This window comes from Methanobrevibacter sp. (assembly GCF_045130115.1).
Classification (GTDB): Archaea; Methanobacteriota; Methanobacteria; order Methanobacteriales; family Methanobacteriaceae; genus Methanocatella.
In genome coordinates this window covers 38,367-61,164 of sequence record NZ_JBGUPC010000040.1, presented here as the reverse complement: position 1 = coordinate 61,164, position 22,798 = coordinate 38,367, and the positions used below count along the sequence as shown (strand labels likewise).

The following is a 22,798-nucleotide window of genomic DNA, read 5'->3' as shown; positions in this document are numbered from 1 at the left end:
ATATAAAACTATTTAATATACCAACATTATTTGAGTAATACTTAAACTGTTGAGAAAAACAACATTTATATATTCAAGTTCAATAAAAAATATTACCCAAAGGAGATAGTATTATGACTTACAAATCAAAATTCGGTTTTGGCTGTATGAGGCTTCCGCTAACCGACGAAAATGACCCTACATCAGTCGACCAGGAACTGTTCAATCAGATGGTTGACATTTACATGGAAAAGGGATTCAACTACTTCGATACATCCTATGCATACCATAATGGAACAAGCGAAGTGGCCATCCGGAAAGCGGTAGTTGATAGATATCCTCGTGAATCATACCAGATCTGTGATAAAATGCCTACATGGGCATTGACCGACGAGAAAGACAATGAAAAATTCGTCAATGAAATGTTAGAAAGATTGAACATAGACTATTTTGACGTGTTCTTCATACACAACATCAATACACCATGGCTCAAACTGGCCGAAGCACACAATGCATTCGAATACGTTAAAAAGATGAAAGAAGAGGGAACCGCCAAAAAAATCGGTTTCAGTTTTCACGACAATGCCAGTTTGCTTGAAGAGGTTCTTGACAAATATGGCGATTTCCTTGATGTTGTCCAATTGGAACTGAATTATCTTGACTGGGAAGACCCTGCCATTGAGGCCCACAAATGCTATGACTTATGCGTAAAGCACGGGCTTGACGTTTATGTAATGGAACCCTTGAAAGGTGGAGTGATTGTAAATCCAAACGATGAAATCAAAAATGAATTCAAACAATTCAATCCGGACAAGTCAATAGCCAGCTTTGCAATTAGATTCTGCGCTTCACTGGAACATGTTAAGATGGTATTGAGCGGAATGAGCAAAATGGAAGATCTGCTTGACAATTGCGACACTTTTGAAAATTTCGAACCATTGACTAGTGAAGAAAATGAGTTTTTAGAAAAAATGGCTGACAAACTTAATTCAAGCGTTGCAGTGCCATGCAGCGAATGCGGATATTGTGTCGATGCCTGTCCTGAAATGATTCCTATTCCTGAATACTTCAGCATATATAACCTCAGCTCTAACCGTCCTGAATCAGACATCTACAGACTATATTTCGATAAGTTGGCTGACGAAAAGGTTTCAGCAGAAGACTGCACATATTGCGGAACATGTCTGGACTACTGTACACAACATATTGACATTCCTGAAGAGCTGGAAAAAGTATGCGAACATTTTGAGGAAGGATTTACACCTTATGCAGGTTCTCCTTAAGCCACCCTCATTTTCAACTCACGAACCATTTCACCATTCTTATTTATTTTTGATGCCTTCTTATAATACTCTATAGCCTTTGGAAACATTCCTGATTGATAATATATCATTCCCATCAATGCAAGGGCTTCAGCGTTTTTATCATCGAAATCCAAAAGCTTTTCCAATATCTCTGAGGATGTTGCCAGGTCTCCCTGATTATACAAATCGTAGGCTTCCTCATATAGCGTATCAATATCATCAAGGGAGCTCAACTCGACCTCTTCCTTTTTAGGTTTGCTTGAAAGCAGCACTTCCAACTCGTTCGCCATCATGTTAGACCTGTCGCACGAAAGGGCCTTTTTGGTGAATGCCAATGCAATGTCCCTCTGGTCCTGTTCATATAATATCTGAGCCATTAATGCAAGAGCCCTTGAGTGCCTGCTATCTTTGGCCAAAATTCCGTTTAAGACATCTTTTGAAGAGGAATAGTCCCCTTTTTCATACAGCTCATATGCCTCATCATACTCATCAGGGATTTCCACATTTTCAATGATTACTTCCCCCTCCACTTCAAGATCATCCTTTGATATCAATTTGGACATGTATTCCAGGATATACTTTGTGGCATTCTTATGCAATGGCTTGTTATCGTTTCCGCATTTCGGAGAATAGATGCATGCGGGACATCCGCTTTGGCATTGGCAGTTATCCAGCAAGTCAATGGTTGAATTTAAAAGCTCGACAAAAACCTCCACTGCCTTTTCGCAAATTCCGATTCCACCTTCATAACCGTCATAGATAAATATGGTTGCCTCCTGAGTATCCTCATGATAATTGGTGGACAATCCTCCAATATCGAACCTGTCACACATGGTATGCAATGGGAAAAGTCCAATCAATGCATGTTCTGCACCATGAAGGCCTCCGGCAAACACTTCCTCCTCATTTGGAAACATGTCTTCAAGTGTGTCCTTGACCTGTTTAGGTATTGTGAACCATAAACCCTTTGTATTGAATTTCAATGGAGGCAGTTCAAGAGGATAAGTCCCTATCGCTTTTGAAAACTGCATCTTCTTATACTTGAAGTAGTCCTCGCTAACGGTCAATTCACCAAAATGTATGGTCAGCTTGCCGTATTTGGTTTTTGACAATTTCTTTTTGATGCTAATGTCAGTCTGGTTCAAAACCATTGTATGATAATCCACGGCTTCTTTAGACACGTTGACAAAGCCGTTTTGCAAATTAACGCTGTTTACAACATAGGTGTCACCCTTGTTGATTAGAATGGCGCCTTCATGAGCTTCACGGTAAACCTGTGAACGCTCCATGGTTTCAAGCAATGCCCCATTGTTCATGACTTTGAACTCTTCAGATGAAATTTGGTCAAGGGAATGGTCCATTGCAGGATTGTCATCATATGGATAGATGAAATCTCCCCTATGGTTTTCATGCAAGTCCTTCTTTAGGACTAACTCGTCAATCACGTCCTGAGAAATGTCAAAGTATTTTTCAGCCTCGCCCCGCTGAAGCGGAAGCTCCTTAGCTGCACATAGAAGGTGTGCATCCTGCAAAATCGGATTTGTCAAATCTATAATGGCATTTTCATGAGGCTTGTCAAAGAAGAATTTCGGATTGTTCATGAAATACTGATCAAGCTGGTTTTCAAAGGCAATCAATACAGCAAGGGATTTCTGATTGCTTCTTCCTGCCCTTCCGGCCTGTTGCCAAGTGGAAATCATAGTTCCAGGATATCCTGAAATGATAACAGCATCAAGGGATCCTATATTTATGCCCAATTCCAATGCATTGGTGCATGTCACTCCCAAATATTTTCCGCTTTTGAGACCCTCTTCAATCTCCCTCCTTTCAGCCGCCTGATATCCTGCACGGTATGCTGCAATACGATGGGCAAGTTGTCCCTTGACTTGTGTCATGTCCTTTTTTGCCCACATTGCAATCAGCTCGGTTGTCTTTCTTGAAACGGTGAAGCACAATGTTTGGATGTTTTTAAGCATCATGTACATGAAAATGTTTTCAGTTTCCATGTGCACTGAGGGCGCATTTTGGGTGTTGACCTTTTTTCTTACATAATTTTTGAATGGATTATACAGGATAAAATCCTTCTCCCCGCTTGGAGATGAGTCATCGTCTACTAGCACAAATTCCTCACCGGTCAATCTGTTGGCCAGTTCCAAAGGATTTGCCAGTGTTGCGGAGGATAATATGAACTGTGGATATGATCCATAGAAATTGGCTATCCTCTTCAGTCTTTTTATAAGAAATGCCACATTGGAACCGAAAACACCCTTATAGTAATGTGATTCGTCAATTACTATGTATCTTAGATTCTTATAGAATCTTGACCACTGGTGATGCCATGACAATATCAGGTGCAGCTGGTATGGGTTGGTAAGGACGATTCTTGACTTTTCGCGAATTCCACGCTTATCATCCCTTGGAGTATCACCATCATATGTTCTGGGCCTGACTTTTATATTCAGTTCACTTTCCAAACCTTCCAAAACATGCAACTGGTCATTGGAAAGGGCCTTTGCAGGATAGATATACAGGGCAGTTGCATCCTCATCCTCTATCATTGTCTCCATTATAGGAAGATTAAATGCCAGTGTCTTTCCGGATGCAGTGGGTGTTGTGATTATTACGTTTTCACCGTCTTTAATCGCTTCATATGTATCTGCCTGATGCTTGTATAACTTTACATCTTTTGATGAAATGTAATCAACGATTCTCTCATTCAGATTATCGACTTTTTTAAAGCTTGCCTTTTTAGCCGGTATTGTCTCAATATGGGCGATGTTTTCCCTATATCTCACATCATTTTTGAACATATCAATTTTGTTAACCTCAGACATAATATCAGCTAAATTTCTTTGTAAAACTTTTATTGAATTATATTTTTTATATAATAGTTTGAACAACCTCACCTTGTAGAAGGTGAGGATTCCTAGATTTTGTTTTTTTGCTCAATGGGTTAATTGAGTCTTTTCTAGGTAATCCCCGCTGAACCATCGGTTCAACAATCATAATGTGATTGTTATCTAGTAATTTAATTACAATAATATTTAAATTTAAAGAGAGAGCATTTGAAAAGTAATCTCTTTTAAAATAATATAACCTAATTTTCAACAGAATATTTCAGGAGCTCAAAAAAAAGCACCATCAAAGGAAAAATAATTAGTTTAAGTTAGAAACGAAAACGTTCCTAACTTATGCATATTATGGAAGTTTCACTCCCATATATATTACTATGTTAATTACATAATTAAATCTTTTTTCATTGATAGTTCTAAATCAAAAATGTTTGTCCAATTAGTTTGCAAATGCTCTCTCAATTACTTTATTAATGATAAGGGCAAATACATTTAATTATATTATAATGAGGGAAAAAATGATTTCAAATGAAGAATTTGAAGAAATTGTAGTGAATGTTCTTGAAAGGGACATTTCCTCGAATGAAGACCAAAAAAACGCCATCCTATCCCAACCCAATCAGTCATTATTCCTAGTAGCAGGCCCTGGAAGCGGCAAGACCACAGTCATGGTGCTGAAAATATTGAAGTTCATTTTTGTCGATGACATAAATCCAAGCGAGATATTGGCAACAACATTTACCAAAAAGGCTGCCGAAGAGCTGTATTCAAGGATTCTGGGATGGGGAGATGAAATCAAAAACCACATCATTGACGAATCGGATGATTTTGAAATCTTTGAAAAGATTGCCCGGATAGACTTCAATCAGATTCAGGTCGGCACAACTGACAAACTGGCCGAAGAGATAATGAAGCAGCACAAGGAGCCTGGAACAAACCACCCGATTATAATCGAAAACTTTGTTTCGAATTCCGCAATGATAAAGATACTCAGTGAAAACGAAAGGTATAAGGATGAGAACTTAAAAGAATGCCTTAAAAGATTAACCGGTCGGGAAAAGCTTGACGAACCGTCAAAGATGAGCGGAATCCTAATTGAAATCAAGGACAGAATTTTTCATGACCAAATTGATATGACCAAATTATATGAGGAATTCGAAAGCGATAAGGGAATGTGCGTAATCCTAGACTGCATTCAGGAATATGAAAACATCCTGATTAGAAGAAACACCATGGATTTTGCAATGCTCGAATCAAGATTCCTGAAGCTGCTCAAGCAGGGCAAACTCGACATGTTTTTAGACAATATAAAAATTGTTCTTATTGACGAATATCAGGACACCAATCTGATTCAGGAGGACATCTACTTCACAATCGCCAAATCCGCCCTTGAAAACAACGGAAACATTACCGTTGTAGGGGATGACGACCAGTCTCTCTACAGATTCAGGGGAGCAACAGTGGACCTTTTCACCAACTATAAACAACGCGTAAAAGATAAGCTGGGCATTGACGTTTTGGAAATAAATCTGAAGACAAACTACCGTTCCACAGAAAACATCATCAACCTTTGCAACCAGTTCGTTGAAATAGATGACGAATATCAATCAGCAAGAGTTAAAAACAAGCCTAAAATCATTGCTCCCGATTTCGACAAGGATAAAATGCCAGTGTTAGGAATGTTTAGGAACAATGTTGAAATGCTTTCCAAATCATTGGCCAATCTGATTGCAAAGCTGATTAATGAAGGCGAAGTGAGGCCGAAGGTTCTGAAGGTCCTTGATGAGGAATACTTCAAACAGCTGAATGGAAAAATTGATATCGCTAAATTTCAACAGGTCAATGCCGAAAAGGAACGGGAAGGAAAACACATCGAGCGACTAACCTTGAAATTGGATAGCGAATACGGTTCCGCATCCGATATTGCAATATTGTCCTATTCCCCAAAGGAAAAGCAATTCGGCAACAATTCATTATTATATTACTTGAGAAAACATCTGAAAAAGCAAAGAAAACCTATTGAGGTATTCAATCCAAGGGGAATTGAGCTTCAAAAGGTCGAGATTGTGGAAATATTCTGCGGACTTATACTTGAATGCATTGACCCTGAAAGCAAAATTCAAATTAGCGACAAAAGCATTCCCAATCTGGCCAAGGTAACCATGACAAGATGGAGAGTGAAAGCGCGAGAATACATCAAAGAAAATCCCGAACCTCATGAGCCAATTAATCTGAGCCAATTTGTACTTTATTGGCAGAACAGAATACCTAGGGGAACAAAATATTGGCCTAAAAAGGCAAGCCTAATGGAACTCGCATATAAATTGGTCACATGGATTGAAGAGCTGCAGGATGACGCTGAAGGAATCGTATATCTTGAGGCGATTACAAAATCCATTACACAGACAGGATTTTTCAGCAAATACTATTCACACATATCATTTGCAAACAAGCATGCCGAGAAGGAATCTGTCCTCGAGGCCATCTGGAACATATTCATACCTCTTGCAACAGGAGGGATACAGATTGACGAGTCACTTCTTGAGACATTGCCTGACGATAGGGTGAACATCCTGTCAATCCATCAGTCAAAGGGACTGGAATTCCCACTAGTAATTGTGGATGTGGGCTCCAAATTCAAGGACAACAATGTCAAAACACAAAAATTGAGATTTCCAAAAAAACCTCCCAAAAACATCACAATTGAGGATAGCATACGGCAGTTCAGTGAGCTTGGAGAGTCTGAAAGAAGCGAAAAGGACAGGTCATTTGACGATTTGACCCGCCTTTACTTTGTCGCATTTTCTAGAGCAGAATGTGTATTATTGTTAGTTGGCCTTAACTCAGCAATCGAAGGATATCCCCGTAAAAAAGACCATTTCAATATTCCTAATGTCGCTCTTGGATGGAGCAGAGATGAAAAATATGTTGGATTTAATGAAATTTATTTAATATAGGTGAAAAAATGAAATTGCCGTCAAGATCAAAAGCATATATGATTCCAGAATACAGCCTGACTGGAGACTTACTGTCATTTTTAACATGCAATCTTCAATACAGATATCAAAACAAAGGAACCCTTCCACCTTCAAAGCCTGTCCAGAGATGGTTTGGAGAGTTCATTCATGGAGTTCTAGAAGAGGCTTATCTTCAATGGGAGTCCGACAATAAGCAATTCCCATGGGACTGGAAAACTGACATCAGACCAATAGAAGACATGATTGACATCAGGCTGCAAGTAGATGGACTATACCCCTATGACGAGGACCTGTTCTACAGTCTATTGAACAGTGAATTGTCCTTTGAGGATTTGAATGAGCATGACCATAAGAAATTAGCCAGCGCAAGGGCAGAAAGGGCGATTAATATTTGGGGACCTCACCTATTTCCCCTTATTGATTCCACTGAACTTCTAATAAAGGGCATCAGGAACATGCCCAACTATAATGAAAAGGTCAGCAGATCCAATTATTATGGAATCAATGGTGTTGTTGACGTTTTGAGCTCCATGAAAATTAACAGAAACATCAGCCAAAGCAATTTGGACAATTTTAACAATAAAATCATCGAATTTCTTAGAAAAGACCCTGAATTTCGAAAGAAAATATCCAATTATTCAAAGGGCGACGAGTATGAAATCATAATTGACTACAAGGGCATGAAAAGACCACCGGAAACAAACAATAACAAGTTCAACAATCCCTGGGAAAATCACAAGCAGCAGATTCTAACATATTCATGGCTTAGAAGCCAACAGGAAGATTCAAAACCTATTTTTGCAGGAATCATATTTTATCTGAACGAACTTGTGCCTTCAAAGGAGGATTTGCTTTTAATTCAAGATGAAATTGCCCATGACCTAACCGATGATGCCATTGACTATGGCAAATATTCACGAGATGTCGAACTGATAATGAATTGGAACGAAGACGACAAGGCACCTAATCTGAGCGAAGAGTTCAAGATTGCAAGGTCAATCCGTATCATCAACATCGACGATAAAGAGATTGAAGATTCACTTAACAAATTTGACAGTGTCGTATTCAACATTGAAAGTTCTTTAATTAAAGAGATGAAAGGCTGTAAAATTCAAGAGGCTTGGAAAGCGGATTCTGACGAGAGAACTTGCACTGCATGTGATTTTAGGTCATTTTGTAAAAATAACAGCGTTAAAACAAAAGATATTAAAATTCCATAATCCAAATAATTAATTAAGGTGATTGTATGACTGATAATTTAGAGATAAACAAAAAGTATTGTGAAGCCATTGAAAGCAAAATCAAGCTTGACGCAAAACCTGTTGCAATGAAATTAATCAAAACAGAAGATGAATTGCCTGAAGGCATTGATTTGATTGATGAAAAAATCAGACACTGTGAAATGGTCAGGAAAGCTTCCCTTGGAGACAAATTCTACTCAACCATTGATCAGCAATTATGTTTAGGCGGTGCCGGAGCCATCGGACTCAGGGACATGCCTGAAAAATTGGCAAACGGTGAAAAATACTTTTCATTAGGAAGATTCCAGGATTTAGAAACCGCTAAAAAATTAACCAGCAAACTTTCCATCATCAAGGACATCAGCTGGGGAATATTATATTCTCCTTTGGATGAAGCCGATTTTGAAGCTGACGTTATACAAATTATAACCGAACCTGTTGGCGGAATGAAACTTGCACAAAGTATCGTTTACAAGACAGGTGAAAAAATCACTCCTTCATTTGCAGGTATCCAATCATTATGCGGTGATGCATTTTCAAACCCATATCTTTCAGATGGTGTGAATTTCACATTAGGATGTGACGGTTCCAGAAAAGCGGCTGACATTAAAGATAATGAAATGACAGTCGGAATCAGCAAGGCTAAAATCGAAGAAGTTATTTCAGGTCTTGAATCAATCTAAGAGTTTTATATAATCATCATAATGGTTAATATTTAATAACTCTTTTTCATTTTTTTCTTTTATTCCATAAAAAACATACCCATCATCAAATATCTTTCTCAATATAGGATTCAGGTTATCATCTTCATTTTTCAGATATTTCATCAGGTTTTCCCGTGGTGCAACAAACGGCATGCCAAGGCCTTCGGCAGTATCCAACAATCCGGTTTTTCTTCTGCGCAAAATTGATATTGTTCTGTAAGGGTCTTTTGATGTCTGACTTACATCTATCATTTTTTCAAAAGTTTCAGGCAAAACAGTTGGCTGGTCCGCAGTAATGCATAATGCAAAATCAGAAGAGACATTTGATAAACCATTATATAATGAAGTCGACAAACCTACATCAACAGGATTATTCTCAATAAATTTCACATCTCTTTTATAATTATCATAAATAGCTTCTTTTATTTCACTAGCATAATGGCCAAGCACCACAATACATTCATCTATATCCAATGATAATGCATTGTCAATTGTGGTCTCTATAACCGTTTTATTGTTAAATGGCAAAATAAGTTTATTTGTTAATTCCATACCGCGTGAAATCTGGTCTTTCCTCATTCTGGAATTCTTACCAGCAGCGGTAATTATTGTTGAAACTGACATAAAAAAAAGAAAATTAAAGACATGTTCAGTTAGGAACATATCTTACGATTTGACCATAGATACCCATTCCGGTACCATCACCGTCGGTCCACATGTTAATTTTAACCGGATATGTATGATTATTATACACTGTAATGTCTTGTGCAGGGTTATATCCGAATAAAACAGCATCTTCATCCCAACACATACCAACCGGAAGGTCAAATCCTTCAGCAGTAACAGCTGCCCTTAAAGCTCTTGCAGGTGGACATACACCGTGTGCTGCACTTCCACCAGGTGCCTGTGCATCACTGGCAGATTCGAAGTAAACATAATCTTTACCACTGGCGGATGTTTGAGGCGGGATAACGGTTCCATTCCATGCATCCACAAATTGTTTTGCATTAATTTCCCTAATGTCATCACCATACTCAGGGTGGGAACCTAAATCAGTTCCGTAAGCTTCTCCAGCCTGTTGGGTATAATTACCTGCATATAATAAAATAGGGGATCCTGTTGGATATTCTGATGCATAATCCACTACATCCTGACCGAATATCTTAGGCACATCGTCAGCACTGATATTATTTCTTCCATCTGAAAAGCCAACCATTCCTTTTTCTAAAGTGAATTGGGAACCTTCTTGTGCATCATAATTATACCAATCAGCAATTGTGGAAGCATTATAATACTCATTTTTATATTCCAAATTCTTAATTTCACTTGCAGGAACAGATTTTACTTTTTTTCCATTATCATAAACGTCAACACCAGATTTTGTTTTTTGCAACCATTTAGATGGAGCACTATAAGCCCAAACATAATGATCTGGCTCTTTTACAATCAATTTATCACCGGCATAAGTTAAAAACCCAGGACCTTGAACATCAACTACATTTCCGTAGGAATCTATACCTTCTCCTGCAACAGTGCTAAAATCAAATGGAACAACTCCTGTTGACAAGGCCATTAAAATACCATGTAAATCAAATGCCTGAAGCTGATGTACTAAAAATCCAAAATTACTAACCAAAGGAACTTGAACCGGATTTGAAGTACCTGTAATAGATTGATTTTCAAACATTGATTGGCCAATTGGAAGATTATAGTCATTAGCTACGGATTCTGCTGTATAATTAGCGCTTGCAGAACCAAATAATGCAAGCATAATACTTAAAGCGATTAATGCGATAAATAATACAATAGAAATTTTTCTCCAACCATGACTCATATAATACACCTAAAATAATAATACATACATAAATATGCATATACTATTATAAAAAGGTTATTGATTGGTTACAATTTTTCTGAAATTTGTTTAATCCTGTCTTGAATTTCAATAATCACATCCTGACCATTACCGCCTATAAGAATAGCTTCCTCATGAGAATATTCCGCAACTAACTCAATTATCTGATCAAGTGTATTTACAGTGATAATATTGCCCATGTAACCTAAAGAATTAAGCCTATAGATTGCAATGTCCAGAGTATCATCCAAACCCGGAAACAGAACTATAACTTCAGGATTGTACTTTACAGCAACATCCAATATATCCAACCTATGCACTTCATTATGTCTAGGAGTGCCAATGAACAGTGCATAAAAGTTCTTTTCAGATAAAACAGAGGCCAATGCATCTGAATTGTCTGTCTTGCCCACATAAACTTCAGCATCATTGATTTTATAAACATCCAATCTGCCTTCAACAGCTTTGAAATCAGCAAGTGTTGATTTGGTCACATCCTTTGGAACCTTAAGCTCCCGTGCAATGGCAGTTGCGAGACCTGCATTGAGCAAATTGAATTTTCCCACTAATCTCAATTCATCCTGATAGGGGAAATAAGGGATTGCGGTTTTAGCGGCTTCCTTAAAGTCACTGTTGAAATCCTGATTGAATGATGTGAAAATGGTTTTATCTGTAAAAAATCTGACTAGGGAGTTCTTATAATTGGCAATGGTTTTGTGAACATCCATATGATCATTGCCGATATTTGTTAATCCGACCATGTCAAAGTCAAAGCAATAATTTGCAAAGTCAAGGGTCATGTCACATACTTCAACAAGCAAAATGTCATAATCTCCATCATGTGCCTCAAGAATCAAGTCATAATAACCGGAAAAGCCTCCTCCACCGTTTCCGCCAACCAATACTTTCTTGCCCGCATCCTCTAAAATATTTTTCAACATGTGAACTGTAGTGGTTTTGCCGTTGGTTCCGGTGATTCCAATTGTAAAAATGTCCTTGTGTTCGGTTATAACATCACTCAAAAGCTCTCCATCCTCAAGCAATCTTTCAGCAAATGCTCCTCCAAACATACTAGGACTAATTGCTATTGCATCACAATTTTCAATAGCATAGGAGTTGGTGAAACCCAAATCAACAGTGATATTTTCACCGACTATTGAAACGGTCTCCTTATCCTCAATCATATTCATTGATAGCATTGGCAAATCCAAACCGGACAAATCAACATTAATATTCAAATCAGTGGCATAAACTTCCCAACCATGATTTAAAAGAGAGTTTACAGCCTTTTTACCTTCTACACCCAATCCAATTACTGCCGCTTTCATAAAAAATAATTCCTTATTAATTCTAATAATATATTCTTAATTTTTAGAATTAATAAATATTTTTATACCATAAGAGTTATAATTAAAGCAAGGTGAATGACATGTTTGAAGATGAACGGGATGACAAAATTTACAATTTAATTATCACTAACGGTTTTGATAAAAACAACGAATACGGACAATTTACAGAAAAATTATACTCAAAAGTTGATTTTAGGTGGAAAGAATCAATATCCGGAGCATATGCAACAGCCAGTGAAGAATTTTATAAAAAAGTGGATAGAATCATTATGTTAGCTGGCCTTTACAATGACAATAAAGACCTGTTCCATGATTTATTAGATGCCAGTGAAAAATATAACATACCAATCGTTCTTGTAAGACCATACGGATTAGAGGAAGTTCCGGAAATATTGGAAAAACATGCTGCAACCATTGTTGGCTGGAATGCAAATTGCATCTTGGATTCAATCAAAGACGCACCTCAAACCATGTAAAAAAAATAAAAGGTAATAATGTGTCTACATTATTACTTTTGAAATACCATTCTCTTTTTCGACTTTTATCAGATTATCAGCAGCATTTTCAAGTTGAGCTTCATGAGTTACAATAATCATTTGAGGCAATGAAGACATTTCTTTTAATAAGTTGATTAATTCATGCCTTCTTGAAGCATCCAAATGAATTGTAGGTTCATCCAATAAAATAGTGTCCAATTCACCATTGGCCATTGCTTGAGTAATACCTAATCTTAAAGCAAGTGCAATAGCTATTTTTTCACCACCACTCACCATGCTCATTGATGATTCGCCTTCAGGACCGTAAACAGTCACTTCATAATCTTCATCAATTGTCAAATCTGAATAGTTGAAATTGAACTCCTTGAAGTATTCCTTTGTATGTTTCTGTATGGCAGGACGTGAAATATTTCTCAAATCTTTTTGAATACCTCCACGACTGTATAACTCACGAATATGTTTCAGAATACCAATATACTCATTTATATTGTCATATTCCTGTTTGAATTTATTCGCCATTTTTATTTTGTCAGTTAAATCCTGAAGGCTTACAATTGACTCTTTTGCCCTACCTTTAATCTCGAAAAGCTCTTCATTGAAAGTGTTTTTCCTTCTTTCATAGCGTTCGAAATTATATAAAATCTGTTCATACCTTTCCTCATCATACAGTGAAGCGTTAATCTTATTCTCTATAATGTCCCTTTGATTAATTGAAACACCAATATCCTCTTTAATGGAATCCAATTGGGTCATGTATGAATTTTTATTTTGAACATAACCTTTTAATTGATTAAATTCTTCATTTTTCTGTTTCAAATCATCAATACGATTCTTAAGTTCGGTGGTGCTGATGTCACCGGTCAAATGAGGATCTTGATCTATGGCCAATTTAATGTTGGCCACATGATTATCGATTTCATTTTGAACCTGTTTCAATTTATATTGAGTTTCAGTTTCACTGCCTAAAACCTCCAAAGCACCTTTAGATTGAATAAATGAATCATGGTCCTGTTTGAATGACTCGCGTTCTTCTTTTTTATTAGCTATGAGTAAAATAAGCTCACCAAGTTTATTGCTGATATACTCCTTAGCTTCAAGGTCTTCATCCATCTTATTTAATCTGATAAGTTCATTCTGCAAATGCTCAAATTTCTGCTTATACTCAATGATGCTTTTAGACAGTTCTGTAAGATTTTGAAGTTTTTCTTCAAAACTTTTTTTATTTTTAGTCAATAAGCGAACTGCTTCCTCATTTTGGAGTATTAATTTTTTATTTTCATTAATCTCTCCAGTATAATGTTTTGTCAATTCTTTTTTCTTATAAGAACTAATGTCAGATTGGCAAACTGGACATTTATTATCAATTCCCTCTAAATCGTTTAAAGGTTTTTCACAGGCTTTAATATTCTGATTGTATACAACTATATCTTCATTTTTATTAATGATATCCTTAGATAACTCATCAATTTTAGCGGAAGTTTCATTGATAAAATCATTAGTGGACATTTCAAGATGGTTAAAATCATCAATTTTAGCTAACTTGTCTTGGTCCAAACCATAATCATCCAACCTTTCCTTAGATCTTGAGAAGAATTTGTCAATGTCGTTTCTTTCATCTTCAATGGTTTTCAACAATTCCTTTTTATCCTTTTCAAGCTTAGCCATTGTAGCCAACTCTTTTTCCAGGTTATTTTTCTGGTCAGACAACTTGTTGATTTCTTCATCAGATGAAAGATACTTATTATAACCGTCTTTTTTAGAGGATACAATCTCCTTTTGCTCAGCAATAGAATCCAATTTTTCTTCAATTTCCGCCTCATCCTGCTTTAGTCTTTGAATGCTTGTAACTGACTTTTCAAAGTCAAGATAAACTTCCAATTTTGAAACAAATTTTTCGAGCCTGGCTATTTCTTCTTCGGCTTCTCTGATTTTATCTAATTCTTCTTGGACTCTACGTTTTTCCTCTTCCAATTTAGCAAAAGTTTTTTCCTCTATCTCCAAATTGTTTACTTGTGTTTCATAGATTTCTTTTTCCCTTTCCATATTACGTTTGTTTTCAGAGATATCCTTAAGCAAGCCATCAACTTCTTCAATTTGCTCTTCAAGTTCATGACCCCTATCCTTAAGGCTTTCAAGCTCATCTTTTTTCTTTTTATAATTCTCCATCAGCTCATTTGAATTATATAACTTACCGCTAAGCTCAGCAAGTTGGGATTCATAGTCAGTGATGAAAGGCAATAAGTTTTTCCATGCCTTCTCCAAAGAATCAATTCCCAACAATTTACCGATTAATTGTTTTTTCTCAGCAGGAGTCTTATCAACCAATTCTGCAATTTCCCCTTGCCTAATGTAAATTGCATTTAAGAATAAATCTGAATCAATGTCCAGAATTTGGCGAATTTCACTTGCAACTTCCTTATCTCCTGTGCAAACATGCACATATCCCCCTTCTGAAGAGGTTCTCTTAAACAGGGATGATTTTAAAGTGGACTTTTTTTCACGAACAATTTTGTAATCCCTATTATTGGAAGTGAATTCCAACTCTAAAGACATTGTATTTGCATTATTCCTGACCAAATCATCAATTTTCTTACCAGTGTGCTGTTTGAATAATGCAAAACTGATTGCTTCCAATATTGTTGATTTTCCAGCACCATTTTCACCAACAATTACGCTAATTCCTTTATCAAATGAAATTACACTATGTTCATGTGATTTAAAGTTATTTAATTTTAATCTTGTGAAAATCATTCTGAAACCTCCTTGTCAAATGTTACCTGCACATCCTCTTTTTCTTCTGGAGGTTGCTCCATTTTCAATTCCTCAGTTTTAAACTCCGCATCTTCAACATCATCAGAGTAATGGTCATTGAAGTACTGATCAATTAACTCCCCGGATTCATCAAGTTTTTCTTTTGAAAGCAAATGATACAAATCTATTGCAAGAGTTGTGACTTCACTACTGCCATATCCTTCAAGCTGACTTTCCAAGAGTTGTTCAGGACCTATATTTTTAGATTCAACTTCAATAAGTTCAATGTCTTCACCTGCCATTACAAAGGTAGGCCTTATCATCAAAGCCAAATCTCCAAGCTCCTCTTTTATAATTTCATAGACCCTGCTTGTATCAGAATCAACATTCTTGATGGTTATCCTTAATATTGGCTTTTTATCAAATCCTTTGATAACATCTTTGATGCTTGCAATGCCGCTTTCCAAATCGTTATAGTCAATGGTTTTCTCTATGAATTCGCGAGGAACATCAACAGTTACCCTTTTGACAATAGGCTTTGAACCGTCAAAATCAACCACAACAAAACCCTTTCCATTCTTTTTATAATCCGGCAGTTCTGATGTTTTCCATATTTCACCAGATCCCGGATAGACCAGTCTGCCTTTACCATAAGCATCATTGACATATTTGTGAATATGTCCTAAGGCATAGTAATCGAAGTTGTCTGGGATTTCACCAATCTCCAATTCATAGTTGATGCTGAAATATTTGTCAATTCCCTGGTGAAGAACCAGGATTGATTTTTCATGGCGGCTCGCCTTTTTGGATAGCTCCGCCAATTTGCTTTTTAAGGCTTTTCCATGTGAAGCCGGATAGTAAGGAAGACCTGCTATGAATATGTCTCCATGCATATAGGTGGGGTTAATGGTGCTGATGACTTTTAGGCCCAATTTCTTAAAAATAACATGTGGAGGTATGGAACCTTTTCTCATTACCACATCATGATTTCCTGCTATTGCATACATAGGGATTCCTGCACCTTTCAGCTTCAGCAAACCTTTCTGGAAGGTTAAGAGAGCCATAGGTGAAGGCCTTGCGGTCTCAAATAAGTCACCACTATGTATTACAAAATCTACTTTTTCTTCAATTATCTTATCAATAACCTTATCAAACACTTCATAAAAGTCCTTTTCCCGTTCAAACAATCCATATTGACGGTAACCTAAATGAGTGTCTGCCAAATGTGCAAATTTCATTATATTACCTTCTTTTATTTTATGTATATAACCAATTTAAACACTATTTTAAGCATTTAATGTGTAATAGTATATTATCAACTATTATTTAATAGTTTGCCAAGAGAGCATTTGAAAACTAATCAATATTGATTTTAAAGTGTAAAAAAATATTTGAAAACAAAAAAATAGATTAATTAAAAAAAATAGTGAAAATAAGATATGGTTAGTAATCATACCCCATATCCATTAGCTCATCTTCCTGCCTTTCAATTTCTTCAGCTTCCTTTTTCACTGAATCCTTAAAGAAAGAGACAATGTCCATGTCATCACCGTGAGTACGACCCTGGAATTTGTCTATCTTAACAAGAGTAGGCACCTTTGTCATCAAACCCAAGACAATAGCTTCCCCAACATTCAAAGAAGGAAGTTGATTGATCAAATCCTGTGAAAGGCTTTCGCTTGCGGACTGGACATGCCTTTGGTCTTCAGGTTCTACAAGTCTTAGGATTATCATGTTGTTCATCTGTGATAATGCATCATGGTCAACTGTTTTCGGTGACTGACTTACCAGACACAATCCCAATCCAAATTTACGTCCCTCTCTTGCAACCCTTTGAATCCAACGTTTTGAATCGCTGTCACGTTTATTTGGAGCTAAAATGTGAGCCTCTTCCAGAATATAGAATACTGAATTTTCAAGCAGTTCTTCCCTATTTCCGTTATGGGCCGCCTTTTTAGACCTTTTTAGTGAATTTCTCAATATATGGCTTACAAGCACACTTGCAACTGATTCGTCAACTTGAGATAAATCCAAGACATTTACATGGGCTTTTTTAATGCTGGACAGTATGTTTCCGGTATACTGGTCGAATAAGTTTGAATATTTGTCCATAGAATCATCAATCTTATTCATTACATCAACTATTCTTTTATCTGATCCCTCTTCAAGAGAGTCTATTTCCAGAATATCATACATCAACTGTAAAAAATCCTTTTCATGAGCAGTTCCATCTTCAACTTTCTTTTTAGCCTCTTTGAATGCCTTTCTAAAATAACGCTCCTGAAGATAGGCATTTGTCGGAATATTCACAAGACTTTTTATCTCAAGAAAAGACATGTATGTAGGGTTGATTTTTGGTTTTATCACATTGACATTGCCGTTCGGGAATTCCGCACCCTTATACTCCCCATGCATGTCAAATACAAATACAGGCACATTATATGACAGCAATTGATCAATCAATACGGAAACTGTGTTTGATTTACCCGCTCCAGTCATTGCAAGAATTGCCAAATGTCTTGACAGTATAGGGTTTGCATCGACATTCACATCCACTTCATTTTGATTGACCAATGTTCCAAGCTTGATTGGATTTTTTACCTTGAATATTTCATTCAACATGTCTGCATCGGCAAGCTGAATTTCTGTTCCGGGAAGCACAGGTGTTCTTGGAATCCTCAAATCATCATTGACATCTCCAAGGATTTTGACTTTGCCTCGAATGTAGTTATCTTCCACCCCAATCTTGGAGATTTTCTGGATTGCCTTGAAGTCATTGATGTCCACATTCAATGCATCGTTTCCCCTGACAAGATTTTCAACCATTCCCAATACCTTTTTTCCGTCATATTCAATTGTTACATATTGGCCAACCTGTGGCATTTCATTTGAAATGAAAGTTACTTCGTTTAAATTAGTTTCTCCTACGCAGATTCCTACTACCATGACATCACTTCCCTATTTGTTGTCTCGTAAATCTTAGCTATTTTCATCAATTCCTTCATGTTCCTGTCGGTTATCACCACATCATTATGGGCCTTGTTCAAAAGGTAAGGATATCCCTGAACCGACAATATGTTAATCTTTCTGATGATTTCAAAAACCTCTTCCTTTGTGGCCCTGTAAGGCAATTCCACTTTCAAAACATTCTTGTTGTCCTGCAGTCGAACATAAAATACCGTAAAAGTCAGACTTTTGAAAAAGTCATTGAAATATGGAAAGGCAGCGTTTTCATGAACTTGCCTATATTTTATAAATGTCATTCCCTGCTTTTTGGTGAACTTGTCCAGAAATGCAATATCCGGAATATTCCAATGAAACAGGTCATTGTCTGATGATGTTTTTGAAATTGAGATGATTTTTTTTCTGAACTGCAAAATCTCATATAACAGAATAATCTTTTCAATTGAAGCCAGATGAAGATTGGTTTCATTTAAAATGTTTGAATTCTCACTTTTAGGCATCTCCATCAACTTAAAGTCATCTCTGATGCTGGGAAACAGCAAGCCGTAATGCCTGACCTTAAGCCTTGAGCGAAATTCCTCAAGCAATGAATCATCCAGGTTTTCCTTTATTTTTAAAGGCAGCTTTGCACCTCTTGGAAATGCATTCTGCAAGTCCCCAAGAATGGATCCGTCAAGCATGTAATAGTCAACATTATAATCATTAAGCGTCCTTAAGGCGCATTTCAACTCATATATGGCCATGTAATTACTTAAAAGCTCATCCAAAAAGGACACATGAGGAATGTCAAAAATGTCCGAATCGTCAATTTTTTTAATTTCACCATCGTAAATAATAGATTCAGCACCAACTGCACAGAAATTGGTGGTGAGGAATTTCTTTTTGTTGAAGCTTCCGTCACCGGCGGCAATCGAAAAATCATCTTTGCTTTCACCGATTGTCCGGTCAAACCATTTATGTTCGAGTTGGGATTCAATATCGGCTGTTGGTTCAATATCAAAATTGAATCCTCTTTTGGCGATGGCCTTTTCATACAATGAATTTAACATAATATCACTAAGTATAATTATAACCATTAAATTATTTAAATCAAATGAGAGAGCATTTGAAAACTAATCTAAGAAAAAAAAAAGTTTAATAAGAGCAGTATGGGACTACTCTTTTGAAGCTTTTAGGATAGCTCCAGTAATTTCTTGAATTTTGGATTTGATATCATCAACTTCTTCTACAACAGTACCGGTAACAATAATGTCTCCGCCTGCTTTTGCAGCCATATAAGCTGCCTTGCCGTCACGGATTCCTCCACCGACAACCAAAATGTTTTTAGGTGCTGCCTTTTTGGAGTATGCAACCATTTCAGCAGGAACCGGTTCCTGTGCACCTGAACCCGCTTCAAGATAGAAGAACTTGATGCCGTAAAGTTCTGCAGACATTGCATAGACTGCAGGTATTTTAGGTTTGTTTCTAGGCACCAGATTGGCATCTCCAACCCAACCTACAGTTCCACCTGGGGAAATCACCATATAATGCATTGGCAGGATTTCCATTCCAGAAGCTTTCACAGCAGGTGCGGCCAATGCCTGAGCACCGTTAATCCAATAAGGATTTCTGGAGTTAACAAAGCTCATATAAAATATTGCATCAGCATAACTACTTACACTACTTGTATTTCCTGGGAAAATGATAATTGGAACTGCAATGTTTTCAGATAAGATTTTACAGGTGTTGTCCACATCGTCCCCGTTGACAGTGGACCCTCCAATCATGATTCCGTCACTTCCACCTTCAATAGCTTGAGTGGCAATATCCAAAGCCTCTTCAGGTGTCTGTTCGTCAGGATCGATTAAAGTAAAATGAAGTTTTCTTGTTTTCAAAATATCTCTAATGTAATTTTCAACGTCTTTCATAAGAATACCTAAAAATAGTTTTGTATAAAATAATATTTAATGTTTTAGAAAAAAATAGTAAAAATAAAAGAGAATATGTTTATCCTCTTTGTTCTTTCGCTTTGAATCTTAAACCTTTGTAACCACATTTTCTGCAAGTTGTAGCACCAGCAGGGTTACGAGCATTACATTTTAAGCAGATTTTAACATTGAACATTCTGTTTTCTGCTTCTTCAAATCTTGCCATTAATAACTCCTCCTTAATAATCGTGAAAATTGAATAAAACTAAATTGTTATGCTATACATAACTATTAATTAGTTATTTTGATTTAATAGTATTTAAAGGTTTAGTAAAAATGAGTTAAATTAAGAAAAAATTAGATTATGAAAATAATTTAATTCTTAAATAAACGATTTAAAAAAGAACTTTAGTGTTGATCTAAAAATTCATTTTGAACTTTCACAACTTCGGCACTGGTGTCAGCTTCACTGTATGCCTCAAGCAGATCATGGTTAAGTTCAATGAAAGTATGACCCCATTTATAACCCTCCATCAAATCAATGGCCTCCTCTTTAAAACGTGTTATGTAGAGTGTGGCACTGATTGCCTCAACAGTGGAAAGAATACATGCCTTTCCATAGTTTACAGGATTTGTAGCGATTAAAAACGGTAATGACCGATGGTATTTTGAAAGTGAAAAGAATTTTTTAGAACTTGACACCTCATTCCATGAGCAGTCAAGCCCTACAATTCCTCTCCTTTGAACATATCGGTAGTCTTCATATGATACAGCCTTTTCAGCATACGGATTGAGAACTATTGCACCTGAGGGAATCTTATTGATATTGTCAACAAGTCGACATTTACCCATTTTTGCCAGTTTGATGGCAGTGCACTTTTTCTTGTCGCACTCGTTTGCATGAAAAACTGTAATCCTCATTAGGCAGTAGCCTCTTCCTGTTGTTGTATAGCAGAAGTATTTCCTGCCTTAAATTGCTTTATCAAATCCATCTGCTCTGCAAACTGCTCTTCTGTCAAACCGAATTCATCATTGATTTTAGGAACGTTCTTGCTTTCCTTTAAGGTAATACTATTAAGCAATGGTTCAACAAAGTTAGTGTAGGACTCGCCATATGTATTGAGTGTTGCATTAACCTTGGATTTTGCATCAATAATCATATAAATAATGTATCCCTGCTTTTCGCCTTGTGCTTGACAAATGACAATGTTCATTATATCACTTGAATTGGTATCATTTCCTTGAACCGCCTGAGTGAAGTAAATATTCCACTCTTGACCATTGAAACTGCGCTTTTCAGGATGCATTATGCCTTGTACATAATAGATATCCATAAGAGCTTTTGAATCATCTACTGTAGATATGTTATATGTTATCTTGTTTTCCTTATCTTCATAAGAGTGCATAAATTCCTCAGTGTCATTTACTAAACTAACATTTCCAGAAAAACTGCCTTCCATGAATTCTGTTTTGAATGGAGTAGTTTGTGTAATTTTAACTCCATCATCACTATTTAAGACTCCAGTAGCGAATATAACTCCCAAAACAGCAATTATTACAACCACTACTGCAATTATAATAAAATTTTTATTTTCCATTAAAAATGCTCCATAAATTATTTGTTATTATATTTTTAGTAAAAAGTCTTTAATATAAGTTTAGTTAGATATTAAATTAATAATTTACAGAATAGGTCATTTTATGAATAAGAAATTTAAGTACCAAATATTACTGATAGTTTTACTTATTATTGTAATACTTAATCTATCCTTTATTATCGGCGAGGTTACTAACCTCTCAGACAATACTTATAATGTTACTGAAATCGGAGGCAATAATAATGGTACCGTATATAAGATCATAGCGGGAAATCCTTCTTCCAATGAAACAGTCGACATTATTCTGGGCGTTCATCCAAGAGAGCACGAAATTCACGAGGAAGTCAACAAAACCATTTATAAAATATCATCGGAAAACGGTCCTCAAAACCTAACTAAACGTTATGTTATCTATTACATTAAGACAAATGATAACCTAACCTCCCAGGAAGAGACCAGGGCGGCCGGTGAGGAGCTTGCCAATAAGTTCATTGTCCCAAATATTACAAATGACAAGCCGTTTCTTGTTGTGGATGTCCATGAGATAAATCCTGAATATGAGTATTCCAACTTCGTATTCAGCCTTTCCAACAGAACAGACAAGATTAATTCATATATTTCCAAGATAAGTCAGGATGTAAATCTTGTTGATTTTAATTTTGATTTGGGAACTAGTCCTGAAAAGGTTACAAAACCGATAGCGGACAAAGGAATTAATACCTTGCTTATTGAAACCTCCATTACAGATTCTATATCTCAAAAACATAAAACTGCAGTGAATTTAATTAAAAGTTTAGATGAATTAACACCTTAGGTGAT

The 22,798-nt window shown here is 36.4% G+C and carries 18 protein-coding genes; 6 read left to right on the top strand and 12 right to left on the bottom strand.

The window, feature by feature from the left end; translation table 11 throughout:
• The first annotated feature begins 113 nt into the window (after positions 1-113).
• On the top strand, positions 114-1,262 hold the full coding sequence (locus ACJMML_RS06885; RefSeq protein ID WP_405306594.1) for an aldo/keto reductase: 1,149 nt from the start codon (positions 114-116) through the stop codon (positions 1,260-1,262).
• On the opposite strand, the gene ACJMML_RS06880 is transcribed toward ACJMML_RS06885, so the two are convergent.
• Positions 1,259-4,117 carry a DEAD/DEAH box helicase gene (locus ACJMML_RS06880; protein ID WP_405306593.1) on the bottom strand — a complete coding sequence of 953 codons (2,859 nt, stop codon included), beginning with the start codon at positions 4,115-4,117 and terminating at the stop codon, positions 1,259-1,261. The two genes, ACJMML_RS06885 and ACJMML_RS06880, sit on opposite strands and share 4 nt — an antisense overlap.
• Before the next feature lie 536 nt (positions 4,118-4,653).
• Here ACJMML_RS06880 and ACJMML_RS06875 point away from each other — a divergent pair.
• The 3 genes from ACJMML_RS06875 to ACJMML_RS06865 are packed head-to-tail and all read left to right on the top strand — an operon-like array spanning position 4,654 to position 9,037.
• Positions 4,654-7,092: a UvrD-helicase domain-containing protein gene (locus ACJMML_RS06875; RefSeq protein ID WP_405306592.1), complete on the top strand. Its 2,439-nt coding sequence runs from the start codon at positions 4,654-4,656 to the stop codon at positions 7,090-7,092.
• A gap of 8 nt (positions 7,093-7,100) precedes the next feature.
• A complete protein-coding gene (locus ACJMML_RS06870) occupies positions 7,101-8,333 on the top strand; it encodes a hypothetical protein (RefSeq protein WP_405306591.1) in 1,233 nt (410 codons plus the stop codon).
• Positions 8,334-8,359: 26 nt separating this feature from the next.
• A complete protein-coding gene (locus ACJMML_RS06865; RefSeq protein ID WP_405306590.1) occupies positions 8,360-9,037 on the top strand; it encodes a DUF169 domain-containing protein in 678 nt (225 codons plus the stop codon).
• Here ACJMML_RS06865 and ACJMML_RS06860 read toward each other — a convergent pair.
• The 3 genes from ACJMML_RS06860 to ACJMML_RS06850 form a co-directional block, all read right to left on the bottom strand.
• Positions 9,029-9,682: an NTP transferase domain-containing protein gene (locus ACJMML_RS06860; RefSeq protein WP_405306589.1), complete on the bottom strand. Its 654-nt coding sequence runs from the start codon at positions 9,680-9,682 to the stop codon at positions 9,029-9,031. The two genes, ACJMML_RS06865 and ACJMML_RS06860, sit on opposite strands and share 9 nt — an antisense overlap.
• Before the next feature lie 25 nt (positions 9,683-9,707).
• Positions 9,708-10,892 carry a hypothetical protein gene (locus tag ACJMML_RS06855; protein WP_405306588.1) on the bottom strand — a complete coding sequence of 395 codons (1,185 nt, stop codon included), beginning with the start codon at positions 10,890-10,892 and terminating at the stop codon, positions 9,708-9,710.
• Positions 10,893-10,960: 68 nt separating this feature from the next.
• A complete protein-coding gene (locus ACJMML_RS06850; protein WP_405306587.1) occupies positions 10,961-12,241 on the bottom strand; it encodes a Mur ligase family protein in 1,281 nt (426 codons plus the stop codon).
• Positions 12,242-12,342: 101 nt separating this feature from the next.
• Between ACJMML_RS06850 and ACJMML_RS06845 the strand changes: the two genes are divergently transcribed.
• Complete coding sequence (locus tag ACJMML_RS06845) at positions 12,343-12,738, top strand: nuclease (RefSeq protein WP_405306586.1); 396 nt, start codon at positions 12,343-12,345, stop codon at positions 12,736-12,738.
• Between the two features lie 24 nt (positions 12,739-12,762).
• Here ACJMML_RS06845 and ACJMML_RS06840 read toward each other — a convergent pair whose 3' ends face one another.
• The 8 genes from ACJMML_RS06840 to ACJMML_RS06805 form a co-directional block, all read right to left on the bottom strand.
• Positions 12,763-15,510 (bottom strand): AAA family ATPase, encoded by a 2,748-nt coding sequence (locus ACJMML_RS06840; RefSeq protein WP_405306585.1) that lies wholly within the window; start codon positions 15,508-15,510, stop codon positions 12,763-12,765.
• A complete protein-coding gene (locus ACJMML_RS06835) occupies positions 15,507-16,748 on the bottom strand; it encodes an exonuclease SbcCD subunit D (protein ID WP_405306584.1) in 1,242 nt (413 codons plus the stop codon). Before ACJMML_RS06835 ends, ACJMML_RS06840 begins: the two co-directional genes overlap by 4 nt.
• A 205-nt stretch (positions 16,749-16,953) precedes the next feature.
• Positions 16,954-18,456, bottom strand: a complete 1,503-nt coding sequence (locus tag ACJMML_RS06830) for a helicase HerA-like domain-containing protein (protein ID WP_405306583.1) — start codon at positions 18,454-18,456, stop codon at positions 16,954-16,956.
• Positions 18,450-19,523 carry a DNA double-strand break repair nuclease NurA gene (locus ACJMML_RS06825; RefSeq protein ID WP_405306582.1) on the bottom strand — a complete coding sequence of 358 codons (1,074 nt, stop codon included), beginning with the start codon at positions 19,521-19,523 and terminating at the stop codon, positions 18,450-18,452. The genes ACJMML_RS06830 and ACJMML_RS06825 overlap by 7 nt, the downstream gene beginning before the upstream one ends.
• A gap of 105 nt (positions 19,524-19,628) precedes the next feature.
• Positions 19,629-20,381, bottom strand: a complete 753-nt coding sequence (locus ACJMML_RS06820; RefSeq protein WP_405306581.1) for a geranylgeranylglyceryl/heptaprenylglyceryl phosphate synthase — start codon at positions 20,379-20,381, stop codon at positions 19,629-19,631.
• Between the two features lie 79 nt (positions 20,382-20,460).
• Entirely contained in the window at positions 20,461-20,607 is a 147-nt protein-coding gene (locus ACJMML_RS06815) for a 50S ribosomal protein L40e (RefSeq protein ID WP_116591610.1), read from the bottom strand.
• A 182-nt stretch (positions 20,608-20,789) separates the two neighbouring features.
• On the bottom strand, positions 20,790-21,302 hold the full coding sequence (locus ACJMML_RS06810; protein ID WP_405306580.1) for a DUF367 family protein: 513 nt from the start codon (positions 21,300-21,302) through the stop codon (positions 20,790-20,792).
• Positions 21,302-21,979 (bottom strand): hypothetical protein, encoded by a 678-nt coding sequence (locus ACJMML_RS06805; protein ID WP_405306579.1) that lies wholly within the window; start codon positions 21,977-21,979, stop codon positions 21,302-21,304. The genes ACJMML_RS06810 and ACJMML_RS06805 overlap by 1 nt, the downstream gene beginning before the upstream one ends.
• Before the next feature lie 103 nt (positions 21,980-22,082).
• Between ACJMML_RS06805 and ACJMML_RS06800 the strand changes: the two genes are divergently transcribed.
• Positions 22,083-22,793, top strand: a complete 711-nt coding sequence (locus ACJMML_RS06800) for a hypothetical protein (RefSeq protein WP_405306578.1) — start codon at positions 22,083-22,085, stop codon at positions 22,791-22,793.
• Positions 22,794-22,798 lie beyond the last annotated feature (5 nt).